The sequence below is a fragment of the Mesorhizobium sp. genome, assembly GCF_004962245.1.
In the GTDB taxonomy this organism is placed as follows: Bacteria; Pseudomonadota; Alphaproteobacteria; order Rhizobiales; family Rhizobiaceae; genus Mesorhizobium.
The window spans coordinates 166,694-186,002 of sequence record NZ_SUHQ01000006.1 but is presented as its reverse complement, the minus strand read 5'-3'; the positions used below and the strand labels follow the sequence as shown (position 1 = coordinate 186,002).

General features: G+C 59.3%; 17 protein-coding genes and 1 pseudogene. 10 read left to right on the top strand and 8 right to left on the bottom strand.

Annotated elements, in window-relative coordinates; translation table 11 throughout:
* The first annotated feature begins 116 nt into the window (after nucleotides 1-116).
* From E5X88_RS08880 to E5X88_RS08870, 3 genes are read left to right on the top strand one after another with little or no spacing between them, the layout of a single operon-like run.
* Nucleotides 117-1,100 carry a class I SAM-dependent methyltransferase gene (locus tag E5X88_RS08880; RefSeq protein ID WP_366929929.1) on the top strand — a complete coding sequence of 328 codons (984 nt, stop codon included), beginning with the start codon at nucleotides 117-119 and terminating at the stop codon, nucleotides 1,098-1,100.
* 29 nt (nucleotides 1,101-1,129) lie between these two features.
* Nucleotides 1,130-2,089, top strand: a complete 960-nt coding sequence (locus tag E5X88_RS08875) for a glycosyltransferase family 2 protein (protein ID WP_292160384.1) — start codon at nucleotides 1,130-1,132, stop codon at nucleotides 2,087-2,089.
* Nucleotides 2,090-2,130: 41 nt separating this feature from the next.
* Nucleotides 2,131-3,120, top strand: a complete 990-nt coding sequence (locus E5X88_RS08870) for a hypothetical protein (protein ID WP_292160383.1) — start codon at nucleotides 2,131-2,133, stop codon at nucleotides 3,118-3,120.
* Here E5X88_RS08870 and E5X88_RS08865 read toward each other — a convergent pair.
* From E5X88_RS08865 to rfbF, 4 genes are read right to left on the bottom strand one after another with little or no spacing between them, the layout of a single operon-like run.
* Nucleotides 3,107-4,321 (bottom strand): class I SAM-dependent methyltransferase, encoded by a 1,215-nt coding sequence (locus E5X88_RS08865; RefSeq protein WP_292160381.1) that lies wholly within the window; start codon nucleotides 4,319-4,321, stop codon nucleotides 3,107-3,109. The genes E5X88_RS08870 and E5X88_RS08865 overlap by 14 nt on opposite strands.
* A gap of 2 nt (nucleotides 4,322-4,323) precedes the next feature.
* Nucleotides 4,324-5,571 (bottom strand): class I SAM-dependent methyltransferase, encoded by a 1,248-nt coding sequence (locus E5X88_RS08860; RefSeq protein WP_292160379.1) that lies wholly within the window; start codon nucleotides 5,569-5,571, stop codon nucleotides 4,324-4,326.
* A gap of 25 nt (nucleotides 5,572-5,596) precedes the next feature.
* Complete coding sequence (locus tag E5X88_RS08855) at nucleotides 5,597-6,640, bottom strand: NAD(P)-dependent oxidoreductase (protein ID WP_292160377.1); 1,044 nt, start codon at nucleotides 6,638-6,640, stop codon at nucleotides 5,597-5,599.
* A complete protein-coding gene (gene rfbF / locus E5X88_RS08850; protein ID WP_292160563.1) occupies nucleotides 6,576-7,415 on the bottom strand; it encodes a glucose-1-phosphate cytidylyltransferase in 840 nt (279 codons plus the stop codon). The genes E5X88_RS08855 and rfbF overlap by 65 nt, the downstream gene beginning before the upstream one ends.
* Before the next feature lie 245 nt (nucleotides 7,416-7,660).
* Between rfbF and E5X88_RS08845 the strand changes: the two genes are divergently transcribed.
* The 3 genes from E5X88_RS08845 to E5X88_RS08835 all read left to right on the top strand — a co-directional run bounded on the left by E5X88_RS08845 (nucleotide 7,661) and on the right by E5X88_RS08835 (nucleotide 11,337).
* Nucleotides 7,661-8,164 carry a PIG-L family deacetylase gene (locus E5X88_RS08845; RefSeq protein WP_292160374.1) on the top strand — a complete coding sequence of 168 codons (504 nt, stop codon included), beginning with the start codon at nucleotides 7,661-7,663 and terminating at the stop codon, nucleotides 8,162-8,164.
* A 324-nt stretch (nucleotides 8,165-8,488) separates the two neighbouring features.
* A complete protein-coding gene (locus tag E5X88_RS08840; protein ID WP_292160372.1) occupies nucleotides 8,489-9,241 on the top strand; it encodes an FkbM family methyltransferase in 753 nt (250 codons plus the stop codon).
* A 14-nt stretch (nucleotides 9,242-9,255) separates the two neighbouring features.
* Entirely contained in the window at nucleotides 9,256-11,337 is a 2,082-nt protein-coding gene (locus E5X88_RS08835; protein WP_292160370.1) for an oxidoreductase, read from the top strand.
* On the opposite strand, the gene E5X88_RS08830 is transcribed toward E5X88_RS08835, so the two are convergent.
* The 3 genes and pseudogenes from E5X88_RS08830 to E5X88_RS33625 all read right to left on the bottom strand — a co-directional run.
* Nucleotides 11,250-12,614, bottom strand: coding sequence for a glycosyltransferase family 4 protein (locus E5X88_RS08830; RefSeq protein WP_292160367.1), 1,365 nt, complete (start codon nucleotides 12,612-12,614; stop codon nucleotides 11,250-11,252). The genes E5X88_RS08835 and E5X88_RS08830 overlap by 88 nt on opposite strands.
* Nucleotides 12,611-12,982, bottom strand: coding sequence for a hypothetical protein (locus tag E5X88_RS08825; protein ID WP_292160365.1), 372 nt, complete (start codon nucleotides 12,980-12,982; stop codon nucleotides 12,611-12,613). The genes E5X88_RS08830 and E5X88_RS08825 overlap by 4 nt, the downstream gene beginning before the upstream one ends.
* 172 nt (nucleotides 12,983-13,154) lie before the next feature.
* Nucleotides 13,155-13,507, bottom strand: a pseudogene (locus tag E5X88_RS33625) (oligosaccharide flippase family protein); the annotation flags it as partial.
* Here E5X88_RS33625 and E5X88_RS08815 point away from each other — a divergent pair.
* A complete protein-coding gene (locus tag E5X88_RS08815) occupies nucleotides 13,468-13,788 on the top strand; it encodes a hypothetical protein (RefSeq protein WP_292160361.1) in 321 nt (106 codons plus the stop codon). The pseudogene E5X88_RS33625 and the gene E5X88_RS08815 overlap by 40 nt on opposite strands.
* Nucleotides 13,789-13,857: 69 nt before the next feature.
* Here E5X88_RS08815 and E5X88_RS08810 read toward each other — a convergent pair whose 3' ends face one another.
* Nucleotides 13,858-15,516, bottom strand: coding sequence for a DUF4214 domain-containing protein (locus tag E5X88_RS08810; protein ID WP_292160358.1), 1,659 nt, complete (start codon nucleotides 15,514-15,516; stop codon nucleotides 13,858-13,860).
* Nucleotides 15,517-15,743: 227 nt separating this feature from the next.
* On the opposite strand from E5X88_RS08810, the gene E5X88_RS08805 reads away from it, so the two are divergent.
* From E5X88_RS08805 to E5X88_RS08795, 3 genes are all read left to right on the top strand, one after another.
* Nucleotides 15,744-16,904, top strand: a complete 1,161-nt coding sequence (locus tag E5X88_RS08805; protein WP_292160356.1) for a glycosyltransferase family 1 protein — start codon at nucleotides 15,744-15,746, stop codon at nucleotides 16,902-16,904.
* 669 nt (nucleotides 16,905-17,573) lie between these two features.
* The gene (locus E5X88_RS08800; protein WP_292160354.1) at nucleotides 17,574-17,825 is read left to right on the top strand and encodes a helix-turn-helix domain-containing protein; all 252 of its coding nucleotides are present in this window, start codon (nucleotides 17,574-17,576) and stop codon (nucleotides 17,823-17,825) included.
* Nucleotides 17,825-19,132: a type II toxin-antitoxin system HipA family toxin gene (locus E5X88_RS08795; RefSeq protein ID WP_292160352.1), complete on the top strand. Its 1,308-nt coding sequence runs from the start codon at nucleotides 17,825-17,827 to the stop codon at nucleotides 19,130-19,132. The genes E5X88_RS08800 and E5X88_RS08795 overlap by 1 nt, the downstream gene beginning before the upstream one ends.
* Nucleotides 19,133-19,309 lie beyond the last annotated feature (177 nt).

Genomic DNA, 19,309 nt, shown 5'->3' with positions numbered 1-19,309 from the left:
GCTGCGTCCTGCTTAACTCGGCCCAGGAAGCCCATGCTTTTCCTCGTCGCAACCTTGACCTCGCATTCTGTGAAGTCTGCGGATTCATATTCAACAAGGCTTTTGACGAAGCGGTCATGGGCTACTCGACCAATTTCGAGGAATCCCAGCATTTTTCGAGCACTTTCAACAGTTTCGCAAAGGAGCTTGCACGTGAGATTGCACAGAAATGTGCGATAGCCGGCAAGCATGTGTTGGAGATCGGCTGCGGCAAGGGCGAATTTCTCCGCGAACTTTGCATGGCGGGCGGCGCCACCGGGCTCGGCATCGATCCAGGCTATCGAGCCGACAAAGGACGCAATGAAGACTACGGCGACATTCAGATGATCGTCGATTTTTTCGGACCAGATTACCAGCATCTCCAAGCGGACACAGTCCTTTGTCGCCACACGCTCGAACACATAGGATCCGTGTCGACTTTCGTGCGGCTGATCCGAAAGATGATCGGTGAAAGGACCGAAGATTGGGTCGTCTTCGAAACGCCGGATGCAAAACGTGTGCTCGTGGAGAGCGCATTCTGGGATATTTACTACGAGCATTGTTCCTATTTCAGCCCCGGCACGCACGCACGACTGTTTCGCCAGGAGGGGTTCGACGTTACCGATCTGGAACTCGTCTATGACGACCAGTACATCGTCCAGTACGCCCGGCCGTCGGCAGGCCCGACGACACCGAGACTACCGCTCGAGCACGATCTGGAAGAGATGCACCGTTTGGCGGAAACCTTTCCCGTCCGGGTGCGTGCGGTTCAGGATTTCTGGCAGGAGCGCATCCGCGCCGCATACGCCGCCGGCCGGCGGGTCGTCCTGTGGGGCGGCGGGAGCAAGGCGGTGTCGTTCCTGACGACCTTGCGGCTTGGAGACGAAGTGTGGGCAGCGGTCGACATCAACCCTTACAAGCAAGGCAAGTTTACGCCCGGAACCGGTCACCCGGTCATCGCGCCAAGCGATCTCCTGGACGCTCCGCCTGACCTCGTCATCGTCATGAACCCGATATACCTGAATGAAGTGGCGCAATCCTTGAATGCGCTGGGCCTGCGACCGGAAATCGTCGCGGTCTGATCGCGCTCTCGTCAAGAAGAAGACGGAAAATGGAACATTCCAAGCCGCCCCGAGTATCCCTTGGTCTGCCCGTTTACAATGGCGAGAATTTCGTCTCCGAGGCGATCCAGTCGATCCTGGAGCAGGACTTCGATGATTTCGAGCTCGTCATCACCGACAATGCCTCGACAGACAGGACAGCCGATATATGTCTGGAATTCGCGCTGCGGGACAAGCGCGTCCGCTATGTTCGAAACGCACGCAACCTGGGCGCCGCGGCCAATTTCAATCGAGCTTTCGAATTGAGCTCGGGTGCATATTTCAAGTGGTGCGCGCACGATGACGTTTTGGACCGTGGTTTCCTGACGGATTGCGTGCGTGCGCTCGACGATAACGCCGGCCACGTCATTGCCTATCCGCGCTTGCTGGGAATCGACGAGACCGGACAACTGACTTCCTATGTCGAACGGGTGCTGCCGGATGTGGGAGGATCATCGCCCGCGTCCCGGTTCCGGCTGATGATCGCCGCGCACGGATGGGATGCGGCGATGTTTGGCCTTTGGCGCCGAGAGTCTCTGCTCAAAACGACATTGCATGAGCCCTATTATGGGTCAGATTGTGCGCTTCTGGCCGAGATGGCCATCCTCGGGCCGTTTGTTCACGCGCCCAACGCGATACTCTACAGCCGTGACCATCCGACGCGCTCGGTGCGATTGCCAAGCTCCGAACGATTGGCCTGGCAAAATCCAGACGGCTCCAACGCGAACGCTTTTGAGTTGTCGAGGCGGGTAAAACACCTCGCCGCGATTGCCTATCGGCACAGGCGGACAGCCCCGCTGGGTAGCACGCTGTTTCACCTGCTTGCATGGATCTTGGATCCACTGCTCGTTGCCAGATTTTGCCTGGAAGTTGTAGGCGTTGTTTCTCCGCAGCTTCGTAGCAAGTTGCGTGGCGCCGGACTTGGAGCCCTGAGACGCATTCATGCCGTCTCAGACCGCTCTCCTGGTTAGAAACGAGTGATCTGGTGCGACGATCCGCCGGAGGCCTTTGAATGAACCGTCGCCAAGCCGCGCCCGCAGCCGTGGGAGCGTCAGCCTCCCAGCGGTTGCCCGAGGGCTCGGGCAAGAGAAATCTGGTGATCGTGCGGGCGGGGCGCGGCTCTTTGCATGCCGGCTGGACTGAGGGGGCGGGCGAAGCCGACTTCGATCTTCTCGTCGCCGCCTACGAGGCCGGTGTTTCCCATGGGCAGAACGATTTGAGCGTATTTCTGCCCGGGCGCAAGATCGCAGGGTATCATGCCTTGTTTCAATGCTACCCTGAAATTGCGACGAAATATGACTTCATTGCATTGATCGACGATGACATTGAGACGACGAAACTGGATTTGAATCGTCTGTTCGCAATCGGCCGACAATATAGACTTGATCTGTTTCAGCCAGCGCTTTCATTGGACAGCTATTTCTCCTATGCCGCGACGCTTGTCAGCGGCAAGCGATATTTGTTGCGATATACCAACACGGTCGAAATGATGTGTCCGGTGTTCAGCGCCAGGTGCCTGCAGGCCGCGTTGAAATTATTCGGGCTCGGCTACGAGACGGGAATAGATCTTCTGTGGACCCGCCTGACTGACATGCCTTGGCTGCGTTACGCCATAGTTGACGACGTCGTCGTTAGACACACGCGGCCGGTGGGGACAACAAAGTCGCTTCAAGGCTTCGCAGCCAACGAGCGCTACGACGTACAGGTCGAGGCAGTGTTGAAGAGGTTCGGCGCCACGTTTCGCGGGTTTGTAACTTATGCGGCGGTCGACCGGAGCGGGCAGCTCACCCGGTCCCGTTTTTTTATCGGGCTTAACTCCCTGCTGCTTTTTCGGGCGCTGTTCAGGACGCCGCTCAATTGGATACAGTTTATGCGTCGGTCGACCGATTATACGCGACATTGCTGGCTGAGGCCGCTCAACCTGCAGCGGATCGACGTCGATGGAGAGGGAAAGCCAGGCCGTCAGCCGCAGGTGGGGGTTCGTCAGCTCATGCCACGATGATATCGGGTGCCAGTCCAAGCTTGTTTGCCGCCTGGGCAACTTCGTCCCGATAGAGCGGGTTCATCACGATGATCGACCGCAAGGGCCTGCCGCGCAGGCTCTCCGGCCCAACCACAGGTGTCCCGGTGCCTGGAGCAAATCGCCCTTGCTTGTGCGGATTGACGTCGACCAGAGCGCTTATCCGCGCGCCTCCGGGAACGACGTTGACGAACGTGACGCCCTTTGATCCTGCACCCCAGACAACAGTCTGCTCCGGATCCCGTTCCAGGAGGTAATCGCGCCACCAGGCGACCTTGTCGCGATAGGTCTGGTCGAAGCAGCGGACCAACGCATCGATCTTCCCAGTTCTTGAAAAATCGTCCGTCATCCGGGTTTCGAGAGGTTTTGCCTCGATGAAGAGGTACTGGTCGCCGAACGACGCGCCTTCGTCCAGCACCTCGAAGCCTGCTGTCTCCATCGCCGCGCGCAGTGAGTGCGGCGTAAAGTAGGAAATGTGCTCGTAGATCAGGTCCCAGATTCCCATGTCGCGCAATGTATAGAGCGCATTGGGCACCTCGATGTAAAATACGGTGCTGGGCTCAACGCCTGGATGGGACCGAAGCCCTTGCAGGAAGGCGATCGGGTTAGCTATGTGCTCCAGGACGTGACGGCAGGAAACGAAGTCAGGCTTGACGTCCGGATAGGCATCGCCGAACCAGTCATTGATGAATTCCACGCCGGCGACGTTCTCACCCCGATTGTCTTCGAAGCTCCTGTCGAAGCCGATTCCCCTGGCGCCGCTGGCCGAGCAGAGCCGCTTGAGGAAATCACCCTTGCCGCAACCGACGTCCACGGCCAATTTTCCCTTGAGTGCGTAAGCAGTGGACAGGCGTTCCGCGAGGTCCTGCGCGAAGGCGACGAAGCGCGGCGAAAAATGCAGCGAGTTCTCGTAATTTTGCGTATAGCCGATCCGGTCGTCTTCGAACGCGGCGTTGAAAAAATGTTCGCAATTGCGGCAGAACGTGAGGGCGAATTGGCCGGTCTGTGCGGCGGCGGCCGAGTTCGCGTCAGGGTGCAGCGAGTTGCACGACACCGGCAGGGCCTCGAAGGACACGGAATGCAGCAGATCCTGCTGCCGGCAGACCGGACAATCGACGCGAAGCCGCATCGAATTCGTCACCGGGTCACGCGCTTCGGCGCGGGCAGCGCTTCGGACCTGCACGGTCACACGATCCGTGGGGTCGGCACGGGAACGATGAATTTTCCGCCCCTGGCCCGATATTCTGTTTGCTGCGCCATGATCTCATCGAGGAAATTCCAGGCAAGCACCAGCACGTAGTCCGGCTGCGCCTCCAGCAGAGCCTCCGTAGAGCGGATAGGAATTTTCTGACCGGGCATGTACTTGCCCTGCTTGTGAGTGTTGCGGTCTACGACGAAATCAATGAGATCGCGTCCGATGCCGACCGTGTTGATCAAGGTGGCGCCTTTGGCCGCCGCCCCATAGGCAGCGATCGAGGCGCCGGTCGCTTTCAGCTGGTGCAGCAATGCGGAAAGCTCGACTTTCAACTTGTCGACCGTCGCGGAAAAATCGAGGTAGTAGTCGATGGAATCGATCCCACGCGCTCTTTCATGAGCGATCTGTTTCGTCACGCTCTCCCCGACACGTTCCTGCCTTTCGACATACAGGCGAATTGAACCGCCATGAATCGACAGGTGTTTTATTTCGTTGAGATAAAGGCCATGTCTCCGAAACAGCTTGTCCAATGCCGTCACCGAAAAATAGCACAGGTGTTCGTGGTAGATCGTATCGAATTGGCAATGGTCGATCATCGGTTCGACATATGGCGCCTCGAGCACCGCAACGCCGTCGTCCTTGAGCAACCGTGCAATGCCTGAAACAAAACCATTGGTGTCGGCCACATGGGCGAGCACATTGTTTGCGTGGATCACGTCGGCTCTTATGCCCTCCTTGCGAAGGGACTCGGCCAGTTCGCGCGTGAAGAACGTCAGACGTGTCGGCACGCCAACCTTCATGGCGGCGGCAGCAGGCCCATCGGCCGGGTCGATGCCAAGCACTTGTATGCCCGCCTCGACATAGTTCTTCAGCAGATAACCGTCGTTGCTTGCCAGCTCGATCACGAAACTGCCGGAGTTCAAGCCGCGGCGTTCGATCAGATCGAGCACGTTGTCTCGAGAATGCCGCAGCAGCGCTTGCGAGAACGAGGAGTAGTAGGGATAGGCATCGGCAAACAGGATCCTGGGGTTCACCGTTTCCGTGATCTGCACCAAGCTGCAATCGCCACAGAAGGCGACATTGAGCGGAAAGACCGGCTCCTCCTCGCCATCGTCGATGCTCGATGGAAGCCGATCGGCGAGAGGCGTCGTGCCGAGCTTCAGGAACGTATCGATGTGACGTCCGCCGCAAGATCGGCAGACCTGCTCGGTTACTGACGCCGCACCAGCGATCATCATGGCCATGGCTCCTGACTGTGTTTGCTCAAATCGCCATCGCCAATTGCGGCGTGCGGCGCAGATCGGCATCCAGTTCGCCGTTCCGAATCAGCTTCTGCACATGGGCGATGCGCTTGAACCGCTCGCCCTCGAAATCCTCGACTGTGAGACCTGCTGCGCGAAATGTGGAATAGAGCTGTTCAATGCCGCGCCGCGCCGTCCATTGCGGCTTAAACCCGTGCAGGCGGCGGCCGATATAGGCGCAGTCGACGCGATAGCACCGCTTGTCTGGCCCGGCGTCCGGCGCGAACTCCACGCGGCTGCCGGGAACGATCGCCTGGACCAAGGCCGCGATCTCCCGGATCTGATAGTTTTCCGTGGTCAAGCCGACATTGAATGCCTCGTTGTGGACCAAATCCCGCTCGGCTTCGAGGACGGCGATATAGGCCAGCGCAATGTCCTCCACATGGACGATCGGACGCCACGGCGACCCGTCGCTTTTCAGGTAGACCAGGCCGGTTGTGTAAGCCCAGGCGGTCAGGTTGTTGACCACGAGATCGAAACGGATGCGAGGCGAGAGGCCGTAGGCCGTGGAAGCACGCAGGAATGTCGGGCTGAACGATTGATCCGCCATCGGGGCGACCGCTCGCTCCACATTCGCCTTTGAGACGCCGTAAGGCGTAACCGGGTTGAACGGAGCATCCTCAGTCAGAAAGCTGTCGCCTGCCGCGCCGTAATTGCTGCAAGAGGAGGCGTACAGGAACCGCTGGACACCGGCGGTCTTGGCGAGCTGCGCAAGCCTTACCGAAGCGCCGCAATTGATCTCTTCGGTAAGCAGGGGCCGATAGTCCCCCAAGGGATCGTTTGAAAGTCCAGCGAGATGGATGATCGCGTCGAAGCCGGCGACGTCGTCAACCTCGATGTCACGGATGTCTTTCTCGATCGTCGGCACTTCGGCCAACTTTCCCACGAAAGTGCATGACCGGAAGATGTCGCTGTCTAGACCCGTGACGTCATGGCCGCGTTCAAGCAGCATCGGAGTTAGGACGGAACCGATGTAGCCGAGGTGGCCTGTAACCAGAACTTTCATCGATCAATTCCCATGTTTTCCAGGGCGCCTGCCCGCTGTCCCACAATTTCTGAAGGAGATGCTTCTCGCGGATGGTGTCCATGCATTGCCAGAAGGATTCGTGGCGAAAGGCCATCAGTTGGCCGTCGGTCGCGAGCCGCTGCATTGGCGCGTGCTCGAACATGACGTCGTCGCCATCGATATAGTCCTTTATGCCGGGCTCGAGCACAAAGAAGGCGCCATTGATCCAACCCTCTGAAGCCTGTGGCTTTTCCGTGAAGTCGACAACGCGATTGCCATCGAATTCGATGTGCCCATAACGTGCTGGCGGACGCACCGCCGTCATCGTTGCAAGCTTGCCATGCGATTTGTGAAAGGCGATCAGGTCATCAAGGTTGACGTCCGAAACGCCGTCGCCCCAGGTGAGCATGATCGTCTCGTCGCCCATCCAGTCGATCAGGCGTTTTATGCGGCCGCCCGTCAGCGTATTCAGTCCCGTCTCCACAAGGTCGACGGACCAATCAGGCAGCGAGTTTGAGTGGCGCTTGACGCTTCCCGATGCGGCGTTGACAGTCAGGCTGCCATCGAATGCGACATAGTCGCTGAACCAGCGTTTGATGTATTCGCCCTTGTATCCCAACGCGATGGCGAAATCGCGGTGGCCGTAGGCATAGTAATGCATCATGATATGCCAAAGGATCGGCTTTGCTCCGATCTCGACCATTGGTTTCGGCCGGATCTCGGTTTCTTCCGCTAGCCGTGTTCCCAATCCGCCAGCAAGAATTCCTACCTTCATTGTTTTCTCACCCCAACCACTTATCGTTTTTGCTAGCATGCGTGGGTCGAGTTGGACCACACGGAAGAAGGGATGATCGGAACCATCGATGCGTGACGTCAGGCATACGATTGGCGCTATGCTCGATAGAGCGATGCGTAAGGGGTCTCATCCATTCGACGTAGCCGACTGGCAGGCGTCGGCGGTCATCATTGCACCCCATCCCGACGATGAGACATTGGGGTGTGGGGGGGCGCCAGCAAGAGTTGAACTCGGGCGCCGACGTCCGGTTTATTTTCGTTACCGAGGGTTCGGCATTCCATTCAAATCGGGTTGATAGGGAGGCACCGCGGATCACCCGTGAGGGCGAGGCGATCGAGGCGGTTTGCCGGTTGGGCGGGTCGGCCGATCGGGTCAGGTTTCTGCGTGTTCCCGACGGCATGGCAAAGCATCATGTCGGCAAGATCGCAGATGCGATCGCTCAGTTGCTCTTCGCCTGGCAGCCACAGAGCGTGTTCGTCACCCACATGAAAGAGCCGCCTGCGGACCACGTCGCCACCAATCTTGGCGTGCGAGGCGCGCTTCAACTGTATGGCCGGCGCGTGACTGTGTTCGAATATCCCGTCTGGTATTGGTATCAGTGGCCGTGGGTTCGTCTGCGCGACGACGTGCTGGGCTCAATCGCACCGCATTGCGGCAAACGGTCCGGACCGTTGCCGGCTTGCGCGGCGTCAGGATGTTCAACTCCAATGCCTATGTCGGCGACGTGATCGATGTAAAACGTCACGCGCTGGCGGCGCACCGGTCCCAGATGGAGCGGCCGGCGGGACAGACGACTGGCCTGTCCTGGCGGACATGGGTGGGGGCGATTTTCTGAGGCGGTTGCTGAGCGACCACGAGATGTTCACGCGATATGACCTTAACGCGTGAACGCTGTCATCTGAGCGATAGCATGAGGGGTACCGCTAGACCGGCAAAAGTATGAGCAGACCAACCGATGTCTAACTCGAAGGTGGCCGTTCATTCTGCCATCTTCGAACGGTACGACGCGATTTGCCGTGCCTGGATGTGAGCTTGGTCTGTGAGGATATTGTATGAGGTTGGCGACGAAGCTCCGCGATGTCTTCTACAGCATGCCTATCGTTGCAGAGGGTAAGGCCGCCGGCCTGAAGATCTTTTCGCGCGGGGCCGACCCCGATTTTGCCCGGGGGACTTATGAGCTTCCGATCCAGGAAACGATTGCATCGCTTCTGGCGCCGGGCAACGTGTTTTATGACGTTGGCGCCAATATCGGTTTCTTCTCACTGATCGCAGCGCGTCGCGTCGGCCCGCTTGGCCAAGTCTATGCGTACGAGCCCGTCCCCCGCAATGCGGCCGCCATCGAGCGAAGTCGTAATGTCAACGGCTTGAGCATTATTCACGTTTTCACTGAAGCGGTTGGGGCGCAGACCGGCGACGCCGAATTGTTGCTGGCGCGCCATCTCGGTGGCGCAACGCTCGCCATGAACTCCATGCCGCCGGATATGAGCGGGCGTCTCAGGGTCAGGACAACGACACTCGACGACTCCATCGCAAGACACGGCCTCAGGCCGCCAACCCTCGTCAAGATCGATGTCGAGGGTGCAGAAATCGACGTGCTTCGCGGCATGACGGCGGCATTGACCGCATATCGCCCCAAGGTCATTTGCGAGGTGGACGCTGCAACGAAAAGCGAGGCCGATCGCAGAGCGCGCGAAATCATCGGGTTCTTGGCCACAGCCGGCTATGCCGTGTCTTCCTTGCCTGCCGCTTATGCCAACGATGGCTGGCAGGTCGAGCACATTCTTGCGCAGCCCATGACGACGTGAGGAGGCCTTGGGTGTTGCATCGTCGTGACTGGGCAGTAACTGCTGAACAGGCCGAGTCCGGCGTTGTCGGACCGGAGATTCTCGTCGCAGACAGTTTTCAGGACGATCGCACCCGCGGCACGGTGATAGGGACCTTGGCGACAAAGGGAGGGGTCAGGCGAGGGCGCGACGTCGAACGCCAGATCGCGATCGATCACGGCGCACTTCGTTTCCAGCCACTCGTCAGGCCAGGCTGGGGCCGGCAAGGGATTTCCTATGGTCCCTTTCAACGAGAGGCTGGTCTGGTGTTGCTGGTCTCCATCACCAACGGCCACAACACATCGCAGGGATCGCCACTGCCTGACGACATCGCCAGGCGAGTCTACCGTTGGCTGCGGGGACCCGGCATCGACCCATGGCCCGGCCGCCTGATGTCATTGCTACGTGCGCCGCGAAAGAGATCCACACTTCGCCGTTTTTGGTGGTGGTTGCTTAGCACGCCCTGGACCTACCGGGGCCCGAACATCAACGAGAACCTGGCTGTCGGGTGGTTCCCCAGCGAGGCGCCGGTCAGTCCCGTGGAAGAGGGTTGCGGCTTTGTCGTGCACGCTGCCGAAGGTGAAAATGGCGAGCTGTGGGCTCGTGTGGGAAAGCAATGCCTGAGTGCGTTCCGGCGTCTAAAGAACCTTCGTGTCTACTATGTTGTGGCGTTGCGGGAGCAGGGCGCTGTCTATTATGCGGCAGCCGACCAAAAAGCTCACGGCCTCGCTGCTTTTCCAATGATGCGTCCGATTGCGATTGATCCTTTCAACAAGGACGAAAAGCTGTTTGCGGGCGTTCACCAGTCGGCGCTAGGCCAGATCGGGTTTCGCGTCGACACACGCGTCCAGGCGGTTCATGTCGGACGGCTACCTGAATTTTCGACGGTGTTTGGCACCGCCCACGTCGCCGATGCCCTGGCGGAAGGCTTGCCGGCACAAATCGCCGCAGTAGGGGGGCGGTGGCGTTTTCTGCAGGACGCTGGCGACAACCTGTCCGTCGTCGATCCCGGTCGCCCTTCAGGATTGATCCATGGGCTGCTGGAAGTCAGCGCGGCCTCGGATGCGTGTGGTCTCGTCTGGCGGTTTCGGGACAAGGACAATTTCTGGCTGCTGAAACTCTCGACGCTCGGATGCACTTTGGTCAGCAGGCAATCGGGCAAAGAGACGACGATCGCGACCAATACGGAACACGGCTTGCGGGAGTGTTCTACCCATTCGGTCCAGATTCTCGACTGGGACGGTCAGGTGAGCTGCTTTCTGGATGGGGCTCGTCTTTTCGACCTTCCTGCTGAGGCTGGTTCAGCCGAGGATGCTACCGGGGTAGGTGTATGGACAAGCGCCGACAGTGAGCCGCGTTGGCATAATTTCGAGGCTCATCCTTGCGAAGTTCCCATCCCATTGATGGCGCCTCTGGAGGCATCCTGGAACCAACTCGGAGCAAGCCTGTCCTACGCCGACGATTTTGCCGGCACCGCCGGCGAACTGGATCGCCGCACGACGGAGTTCGGCGGCGGACAATGGGCAAGAACACTGGGGAGCGGGGTCATCGACGTCGACGGGCTGGGCAGTGCCCGTGTGCGCGCGAGCGTCGACAGACCGAACCCGGGTCGGACATTCTATTCGCTGCCTTGGGATCTGCCGGGGTTCAGCGATCTCGAGGTTACAATCGAGCCTCCCGGGGAGCGCCGAGGCCAAGATCAGCGCAGCCGGGCAGGACTGCTCTTCTGGCAAGACAGCGACAACTACCTCTGTGTCACGACTTGGCTTGACGATGTCTACCAGGGGGCTTCGATCTCGGTGTTCATCAAGCGGCTCGGCTTTGAGGAACTCTATGACGCGGTCTGGACCAATGTGGCGGACAAGGTCGTCTGGGGAAAACGCTTTCGCATGCGCGCTGCATTCGACGGAAACCGGTTTGCGATCCTGATCGACGACGAGCTGGTGATGCAGCGAAGCCTCACCGACATCTATCCCGACGATGCTGCCCTTCAAATTTTGCGGGTCGGGCTCGCCGTCAACTGGGAATGGGGGGATGACACGGGCTCGCTGTTCACCTCGTTCAAGGCCAGGCGCTGAGCGCAAGGGCGGTTTCGCTTTCCAAGCCGTGAACGGTGAATGGCGATGGCCTTGTCGTACAGGTTCCGGGTCGACTGGCTTATTTTTTCCCACGCATAGAGATCGGCGACCCGCTCGGCTCCCTGTCGTCCCAGTTTTGCCGCTCGCGCTGGATCTCCAAGAAGGCCGATGATCTGTGCTGCCAGTGCATTCGGGTCGTTCTTCTCAACCAAAACGCCGCCGCCAGTCGCTTCCATGATCTCCGTCATGCCGCCTACGCGAGTGGCAACGACAGGAGTGCCATTGGACAGCGCCTCGATCAGGCTCATTCCGAAGGACTCGCTGAGAGAGGGATTTACGACAAGTGATGCCTCGGCATATCGCTCGACCAATTTCTTGTAGGGCTGCGTGCCAGCGAAACTGACGGTGGGCGCGATCGCCGGCGCTATCATCGCACGCAGCGCGGCGTCGTAGGAACCGAGGTGCGCGCTACCGCCGTGGTAGAAGCGAGCGAGATTCCGGACGTCACGGTCCGTGCTCAGGTCGATCAGGAACTCACGAGGAAGAGTTGCCGATGGGCCGACGATCTCGAGGCGGGCTTCAGGACAGGCTGCAATAACGCTCTGCCAGGCTTCGATCAGCGTGTGGATGCCTTTTTCGGGCGACACACGGCCGACGAACAAAACCTTTCCCGGTATTCGAGCGACGGCAGTGACGTCCTGGTTCGCGGGCGCTCCGTTCGGCAGGACTGCGAAGTTTGTGTCCATTTCAGCAAATCGCGTGCGCGCCGCGGCCACGACATGCTCAGAGCACCCGACGGCAAGATCAGTGGCGGCGAGCGATTGCTTCATCGCATTGCGGTCAAGTTCCGCAAGCCAGTCACAATGCATGTGCAAGACGATTGCTGCTTGCGGCGACGCCCGTCGAATGGCGGGCACGTATTGCGGAAAGTTCTGGATGTGGACCACGTCGGGTGAGAGACGGCGTATCGTCCGAATGGCCTGGGCAAGATAGTCGATTGCATAGATGCTTTGTGCGACCAGCGGCGACCGCGGCCAGACACGGCTCCAGAGGCGGGATGCCATGCTCCAGAGGCGTGCCGGCGCGCATTTGAGCAGCTCGAAACGGATGCCGTCGATTTCCATCTGGGCTGGCAGCCCGCGCAGGCGCCGGGCGACTATGGTCGTGTCGCAATCTGCACCCAGCCGCCTCGCGACTTCATACGTCCAAATACCGATCGAGTTTTGGATCGGGGGCGTGACCGTGTCAAAAGGCTGGCTCAGGATTACGATCTTCATCGAGCCCTCAGCCTCAATACAAAATTGCGTGCGTTGAGCAGGTCGGGGCGCACCAGCACGAAGGAAGCTGCCGCATAACCTGCCGCGCCAATCAAGATAGCGCCGGCCAGTACGATTCCAGGCGCGGCACTTGCCGGGGCGCCTTGCAGCCATGCGCTGACGACCGCAGACATCAAGATCGAAGCGACCGCAAGCCGTGGGAAAATGACCAGGGGCCTCAAAACGTCGACATGGGCAATTCTGTGAACCTGGACGAGGAAGACCGGCAGAAGCAGAACGTTGCTGGCCACGAGGGCGGCAATGGCCCATTCGAAGCTGATCTGGACTCCTGCTGTGATCAAGACAAGAGCCAGCACCGTATAGACCATGTTCAGTTTCAGGATCAGGCCCGAGCGCCAGGATCGTGAACGAGCAGAGGCTGTCAACGGTGCGCTGAATGCCCAATATCATGAGTATCTGTATCTGTACAGCCGCCACACCAACCGACCATTGCTGGCCGAAAATGAAGGGAACAGCGACCGGTGCGACCGCGGCAAAACCAAAAAAGGCTGGAAAACCTATGACACCGGCCACGCGCACCGTTGCGTTGAAAAAGCTGTTTATCTTTTCCGGCTGAGCCTGGATGCGAGACACGGTTGGCAAGGTGATGGCCATGAGCGGCGAGAGCAGCGATTCCACCAGGAGATCGAGAGTCGACGCGCGAGCGCGTATATACCCACCACATGAGGGCCGAGGAACGCACCGAGCACAATCTTGGGAAGTTCGTCGTTCCAGAAATTCCAGAGAGTCTGCAGGACAAGAGGGCCAGCAAATCCGAACAGCTCCCGAATGCGGGCGTAGGAGAATCTGAGACTTGGGCGCCAGGAACTTCCAGATCGCCGCCGGTACGACACCAAACGCCTGGATCACAACGATGGCGCTGGTCCACTTTACGAGCGCCTCCATGCTCGGTTGCTCGAACGCGGCCGCTACTGATCGCAGCGCCTGTGGCGGCAAGGAGGCAGAAAGCCGAGTCAAGGTGAATGGGATCGATTTCCGCCCGCAGGACAATGGCGTCGGGCAGACCCCTCGTTACCGAGCCGCCAGAATATTGGGCACCACCATGGCGAGCGCCGCGAGCCCGAATGCCTCGGGCCAAGGTGGCGGGCCAGCACCACAAATACGCCGAACATAGCGATCTGTCGGCCCCACGTCTCGACAGCTGACCAAACAGCTCCGCTGACGACCTGTCGGCCGAAAACGTTCATTGAACCGCCTTCTGAGGCTCGCTGAGAAACAGAACCGCATGTCTGGAGCGAAACTCATATGAGTGGATCAGTTCCGCCACGATCTGTTCGCCGTTCGCCTCGTCGCTGTCCAGTTTCGACACGTAAGCGGAAAGCCCGGTGTTGTCCGGCTCCCGTCCCAGCAGCGTTCGATAAAGAAGGGTCACGTATCGCCTATTTCCAAGCCCAACCGGCTGATTTTCAGTCCTGAATTCAACCGAAAGCAACAGCTTCGTCAGCAATGGAAAAATGGCTGGATCCTTCTTCATCGCTGTGACCTCGCGCCACTGCTCGGTCGGCGACGGCATGCGACGCAAGACCAGACAGTAAGCATATGCAACCTGATTGGCGTGATTGGAGGCAGACTTGTCGAACGCATCGAGCGAACAGGGGTGAAATGTGCCGGCATCGGCAACCGGGGGGACGGACGTCTGGTCCGGAGGCGGCGAGTCCTTTGTCGGGACGGTCGGCGAACTGGGTTCTGCGCTGCCGTCTGCAATGATCTTTTTTACGGCATCATACGCCGGCTTTCGCCCGCTTGGCATCCATAGCCCATGGCCGCGCTTTTTCAGGCGGACGAGGCCCATGAAGGCCTCATAGCTTGTCCCCCAGTAAGGCTCGTCGAGCAGTTCGTAGATATGGGCGGCTTCCAATCCATATAGAGATTGATATCTGCGCAGGAGCGTCATGGTCTGGACCAGACCTTCGGCCTGCTGCTTTTCCCCTCGTTGGCTGCCGCCGCTGTAGTTGAACTCTGTCAGCCAGATGGGTTGGCCGAATGTCGCCAGGAATTTGAATGCTTCCTCCGGGTCACCTTCGTAAAGATGCCAGACCGAAATATCCCATCGGATACCGTCCTGGAGCATGCGGGTGAACGCTGCACGGTGACCCCAGCCAGCCGTCCCCATGGCTTTTCTGATGGTCGGATCCACCGCGATGGTTGCATCCGATAGACCGCGCAGCACCGCGCTCACCTTCGCCCAGCGCGGACTGAAATAGTCGGATGTCATGGTGCCGCCGGCAGGTCCCCACGAGCAGTTGTACTGTATTCCGCTGTCCTGCATCTCGCAGGGCATCAAGATCGCATAGTTCTCCATCTCGTTGCCAAGCTCCCACACGCGGATGTCATCCTTGAAGCGGGATACGAGTGTCGATGCGAGATCATGGGCCTGCGCGTAGAGGTCGTCGACGGTTCCATTGTCGAGGTCCAGTTCGGGGGTGATGACCGGTAGGATCTGGACTCCGCGCTCCTTGGCTGCCTTGATCAGTTCGGCAAGTTTGGTGGCGTTGTCGGCGCTGGAAATGTTGACGCGATACGACTTCATGCCGAGGTCGCGGACGTAGTCGAGCTGCTGTTCGATCGATATTCCAGAGTAAGCGTTGAAGGGATGGCCATTCACCCCCCAAAGCAGGTCTGCTGAGACCGAGCCTGTCATGACCAGCAGACATGCCAGGGTTGTCCACAGACGCCTGGTCGCGGCGACCACCCGTCCAACTGGACTTGGTCGCGATCCATTGGCCTGCCACTGCATTAGCTCGAACTTGCTTGTCTTGCGCCAGATATCATGCGGCTTCACTCCATTCGCTGAACTCTGCCTGACATCCATCCAAGCACGACGATTGAGGATCTGCCGCACTGCCCAATGCAGTCTACCATTGCCGCGCCAGGCGGAACCTCACACATTCGGCGTAAGCGTCCAGGATTTGCCACGCCATTCGGATGAGAGTTGCCGGAAAGCCTTTTGGGCAAACGTTCGGTTATGTCCCAAAGACCAAGATGACCCGGCCGTCCTGGTCATCCAAAGTCGCGGAACTGATGCAGAGCGCTGGCGACCGAAACCCTGGCGCCCGGACGTGGTTCGTGATGACACGATATTGGACGATTAACGGCCGTTTTCTCGCGCAGCCGACCACTGGAGTTCAGCGCTACGCACGCGAGGTCGTTTCGGCGCTGGATGCCCTGATCGTGGGCCAGGCTCCCTTGGCACGGGATCTGGCCGTCGAGCTGCTGGTTCCGCCGGGGGCGCTTGACACGTTGCCCTTGGCCGCAATCCGTGCCCGGACTGTCGGCAGCTTCGGCGGGCATGCGTGGGAACAAGCTGTGCTTCCGGCCTATCTTCGCGGCGGCCTGCTCAGCCTCTGCAATACGGGGCCTCTGACCGTACGCCGGCAGGTTCTGTGCATTCACGATGTCAATACGCGAACGTGCCCGCAGAGCTATTCACTTCCGTTTCGGCTTCTTTACCGCACCTTGGTCCCGGCCCTGGGCTGGACCGCGCTCAGGATTGCGACGGTGTCGCAATACTCCGCAGGTGAGCTGACGCGTTTTGGCGTGTGCCCGGCGGCAAAGGTCGAGGTTGTAGGCAACGGGCACGAACATGCGCTGCGATGGGCTCCTTGTCACTCGGAGCAAACCCTGGCAGTCGCCGGTCCTGGTACGATCGTCGTGCTTGGCAGTTCTATCCCGCACAAAAATGTCGGCTTGATCATCGGCATGCACGACCGACTTGCCGCGGCGGGGCTACAGGTTGTTGTCGTGGGCGCATCAACGCCCCGTGTCTTCGGCAGCATCGGCAACAAGACGTCACCGAACGTCATCTGGCTGGGAAGAAGGTCGGACGCGGAACTCGGCGCACTTCTGCGCGATTCTCTTTGCCTGGCGTTCCCCTCCTTGGTTGAGGGGTTCGGACTGCCGCCGCTCGAAGCCATGGCACTAGGATGCCCGGTGGTCATGTCGAACCGGGCCAGCTTGCCCGAAATCGGCGGGGATGCGGTTTTGTACGCATCGCCTTGTGATGAGAATGCATGGTTCGATTGTTTCATGCGCCTGGTCCACGAAGAAGGCCTCAGAACCAAATTGATCGCACGTGGTCGCGCAAGGGCGGCCCGATTTCAGTGGGCCGCGTCGGCTCAGCGGTATTTGGAACTGATGGCCAGCGCGGATGGACTTCCGGTGCTGCCGCCTCTTGGGGAAAACGAATACAGCCCCAATGAGCAACTTTCGGCCGCAACCATTATTGTTTGAGGAGTCTCAGCCGAACGGTCGGTTCAAAACCGTGCCTGATGATCATGCCGTCGCCAAGCCGAGCTGCGCTGTGGAGCAATATTCGCTCAGAGTATATCGCATTGAACCAAAAAGCATTATCGCTGGGCCAAGAAATCGCTGGGGTATGGGTTTGTGGCCGGTAGTCTGTGATCCAACGCGTTCTTCATCCTCGACAACCTCTAGTCATGCTGGGGATACTGAGAGCAAGTGGGGTCGCGAACAACTCTACACCACTCGGGCAAAAATGCTCTAACGATGGATACTTCTAGCTTTTCAATGCCTGATTCGTTCGTCCGAATGGTTCGTGATCATCGACACACGACCAAGTTCGCTTGGAGCTCCAAGAGGACAACCTTGCCGTGGTCGAGCTGTCGACTCGAGATAGCGCCACGTTTGTGGGTGCGCTTCTCGATCCCAAGCCGGTGAACGCGCGCTTGCAGGACACCATTCGTCGTTACCGCGAGCTCCTGGGGATTGAGAAGCGAGAACTCCTGAGAGCCATCTGCAGGAGATAGGAGGAGGGTGGCTATACGCTGAAGCGTATTTGGACGTTCTATACGCTAGACCGTGTATCGGTATTTATCCTCTGAAGCGTATATTGACATTTATCCCCTGGAGCGTATATAGCGTGCCTAGAGAGGGACGCCCGTGGACCAGATCGCCCGAACGCCTAAGCAAATCGGAGATGCCATCCGCCGGCAGCGCCGCAAGCTCGGCCTGAACCAGACCAGCATCAGGGACAAGACAAAGCTACGACAGGCAACCATCTCGGCCGTCGAGCGTGGGGCGCCCGGGACTCAGCTCGGAACGCTTTGCGATATTCTCGCGGCGCTCGACCTCGAGTTCGTTATCCGCCCCAGGACGAAGGCAAAGCCGGCTGAGATCGAGGACATCTTTTGATGGCCCGCCCGCGGCGGCGTATCCCGCTCAATGTCTTCTTGAACGGTCGTCTCGTCGGGCGCCTGAATAGGCAATCCAGCGGCGCAATCGACTTTCAGTACGATCCGTCCTGGCTTGCCTGGGAGCATGCGCTGCCCGTGTCGCTATCTCTGCCTCTGCGTGAGGATCGCTATATCGGTGCGCCTGTCATCGCCGTCTTCGACAATCTCCTGCCCGACAGCACGCCCATCCGCCGTCGCATGGCGGAGCGAGTCCACGCTCAGGGCATAGACGCTTACGACCTACTTGCCGCTGTTGGACGGGATTGCGTCGGCGCATTGCAATTCCTGCGGGACGGCGTCGAACCCGGCGCCGCCGGTGCTGTCGACGGCAGACCTGTTGACGACAAGGAAATCGCTCGGCTTCTCGGCGACCTAGCATCGGCTCCCCTTGGGCTTGGTGAGGACGAAGACTTTCGGATCTCGATCGCCGGCGCCCAGGAAAAGACCGCGCTCCTGTTCTGGAAAGGGCGTTGGTACAAGCCGCTGGCGACTACGGCCACCACGCACATCCTCAAACCGCAAATTGGCCGACTGCCGAACGGCATCGATCTTTCCTACAGCGTCGAGAACGAGTTCTTCTGCCTCAAGCTGACAGCCGCTCTTGGGCTTCCGAGCGCCCCGACCGCCATTGAGGAGTTTGAGGGTAACCGCGTGCTCGTGGTCGAGCGGTTCGACCGCCGCTGGACCAGCGACAATCGTCTCCTGCGTTTGCCTCAAGAGGATTGCTGCCAGGCTCTGTCTGTGCCGCCGTCCTTGAAATACGAATCCGAAGGCGGGCCTGGTATTCCGGCTATCCTCAATCTGCTGAAGGGAAGCGATCAGCCGGAGGCAGATCAAACGACCTTTTTGAAGACCCTTATTGCCTTCTGGCTTCTCGGCGCTACGGATGGGCACGCCAAGAATTTCAGCGTTTTTCTCTCTCCCGGTGGTCGCTTCCGGATGACCCCGCTCTACGATGTGATCTCGGCGCAGCCCAGCCTCGACGCGGGCCAGATCAAACGTAACAAGATGAAGCTGGCCATGGCGGTCGGTGACAGTCGCCACTACGTCATCGACGGCGTCGTGCCTCGCCATTTTGTTCAGACCGCCGCCAAGGCAGGGATTGGTGCGGGACTCGTGACCGCGATCTTCGATGAGCTGCGCACACAGGCGCAAGCGGCGGTCGAGCAGGTCACCGCATCGCTCCCGAAAGCATTTCCTGCCGAAGTCGCCGACACCATCAGCAATGGGGTCAAGGCTCGTCTGCGCAGGTTAGAGGAAGCGTGATGCCAAAGATCGACATGCGACCAGCTAATCCTGTGGCTACCTGTTCCAGAGAGCGGGTCAGCGAACATCGTGACCGGCAATGGGTTCAGCACTGAGGAAAAGGATGGTCAACATCTAAGGTCGCGGTCACTGACCGATTAAGTTCGGTTTCCGAGATTCGAAATGCAGAGCCGATCA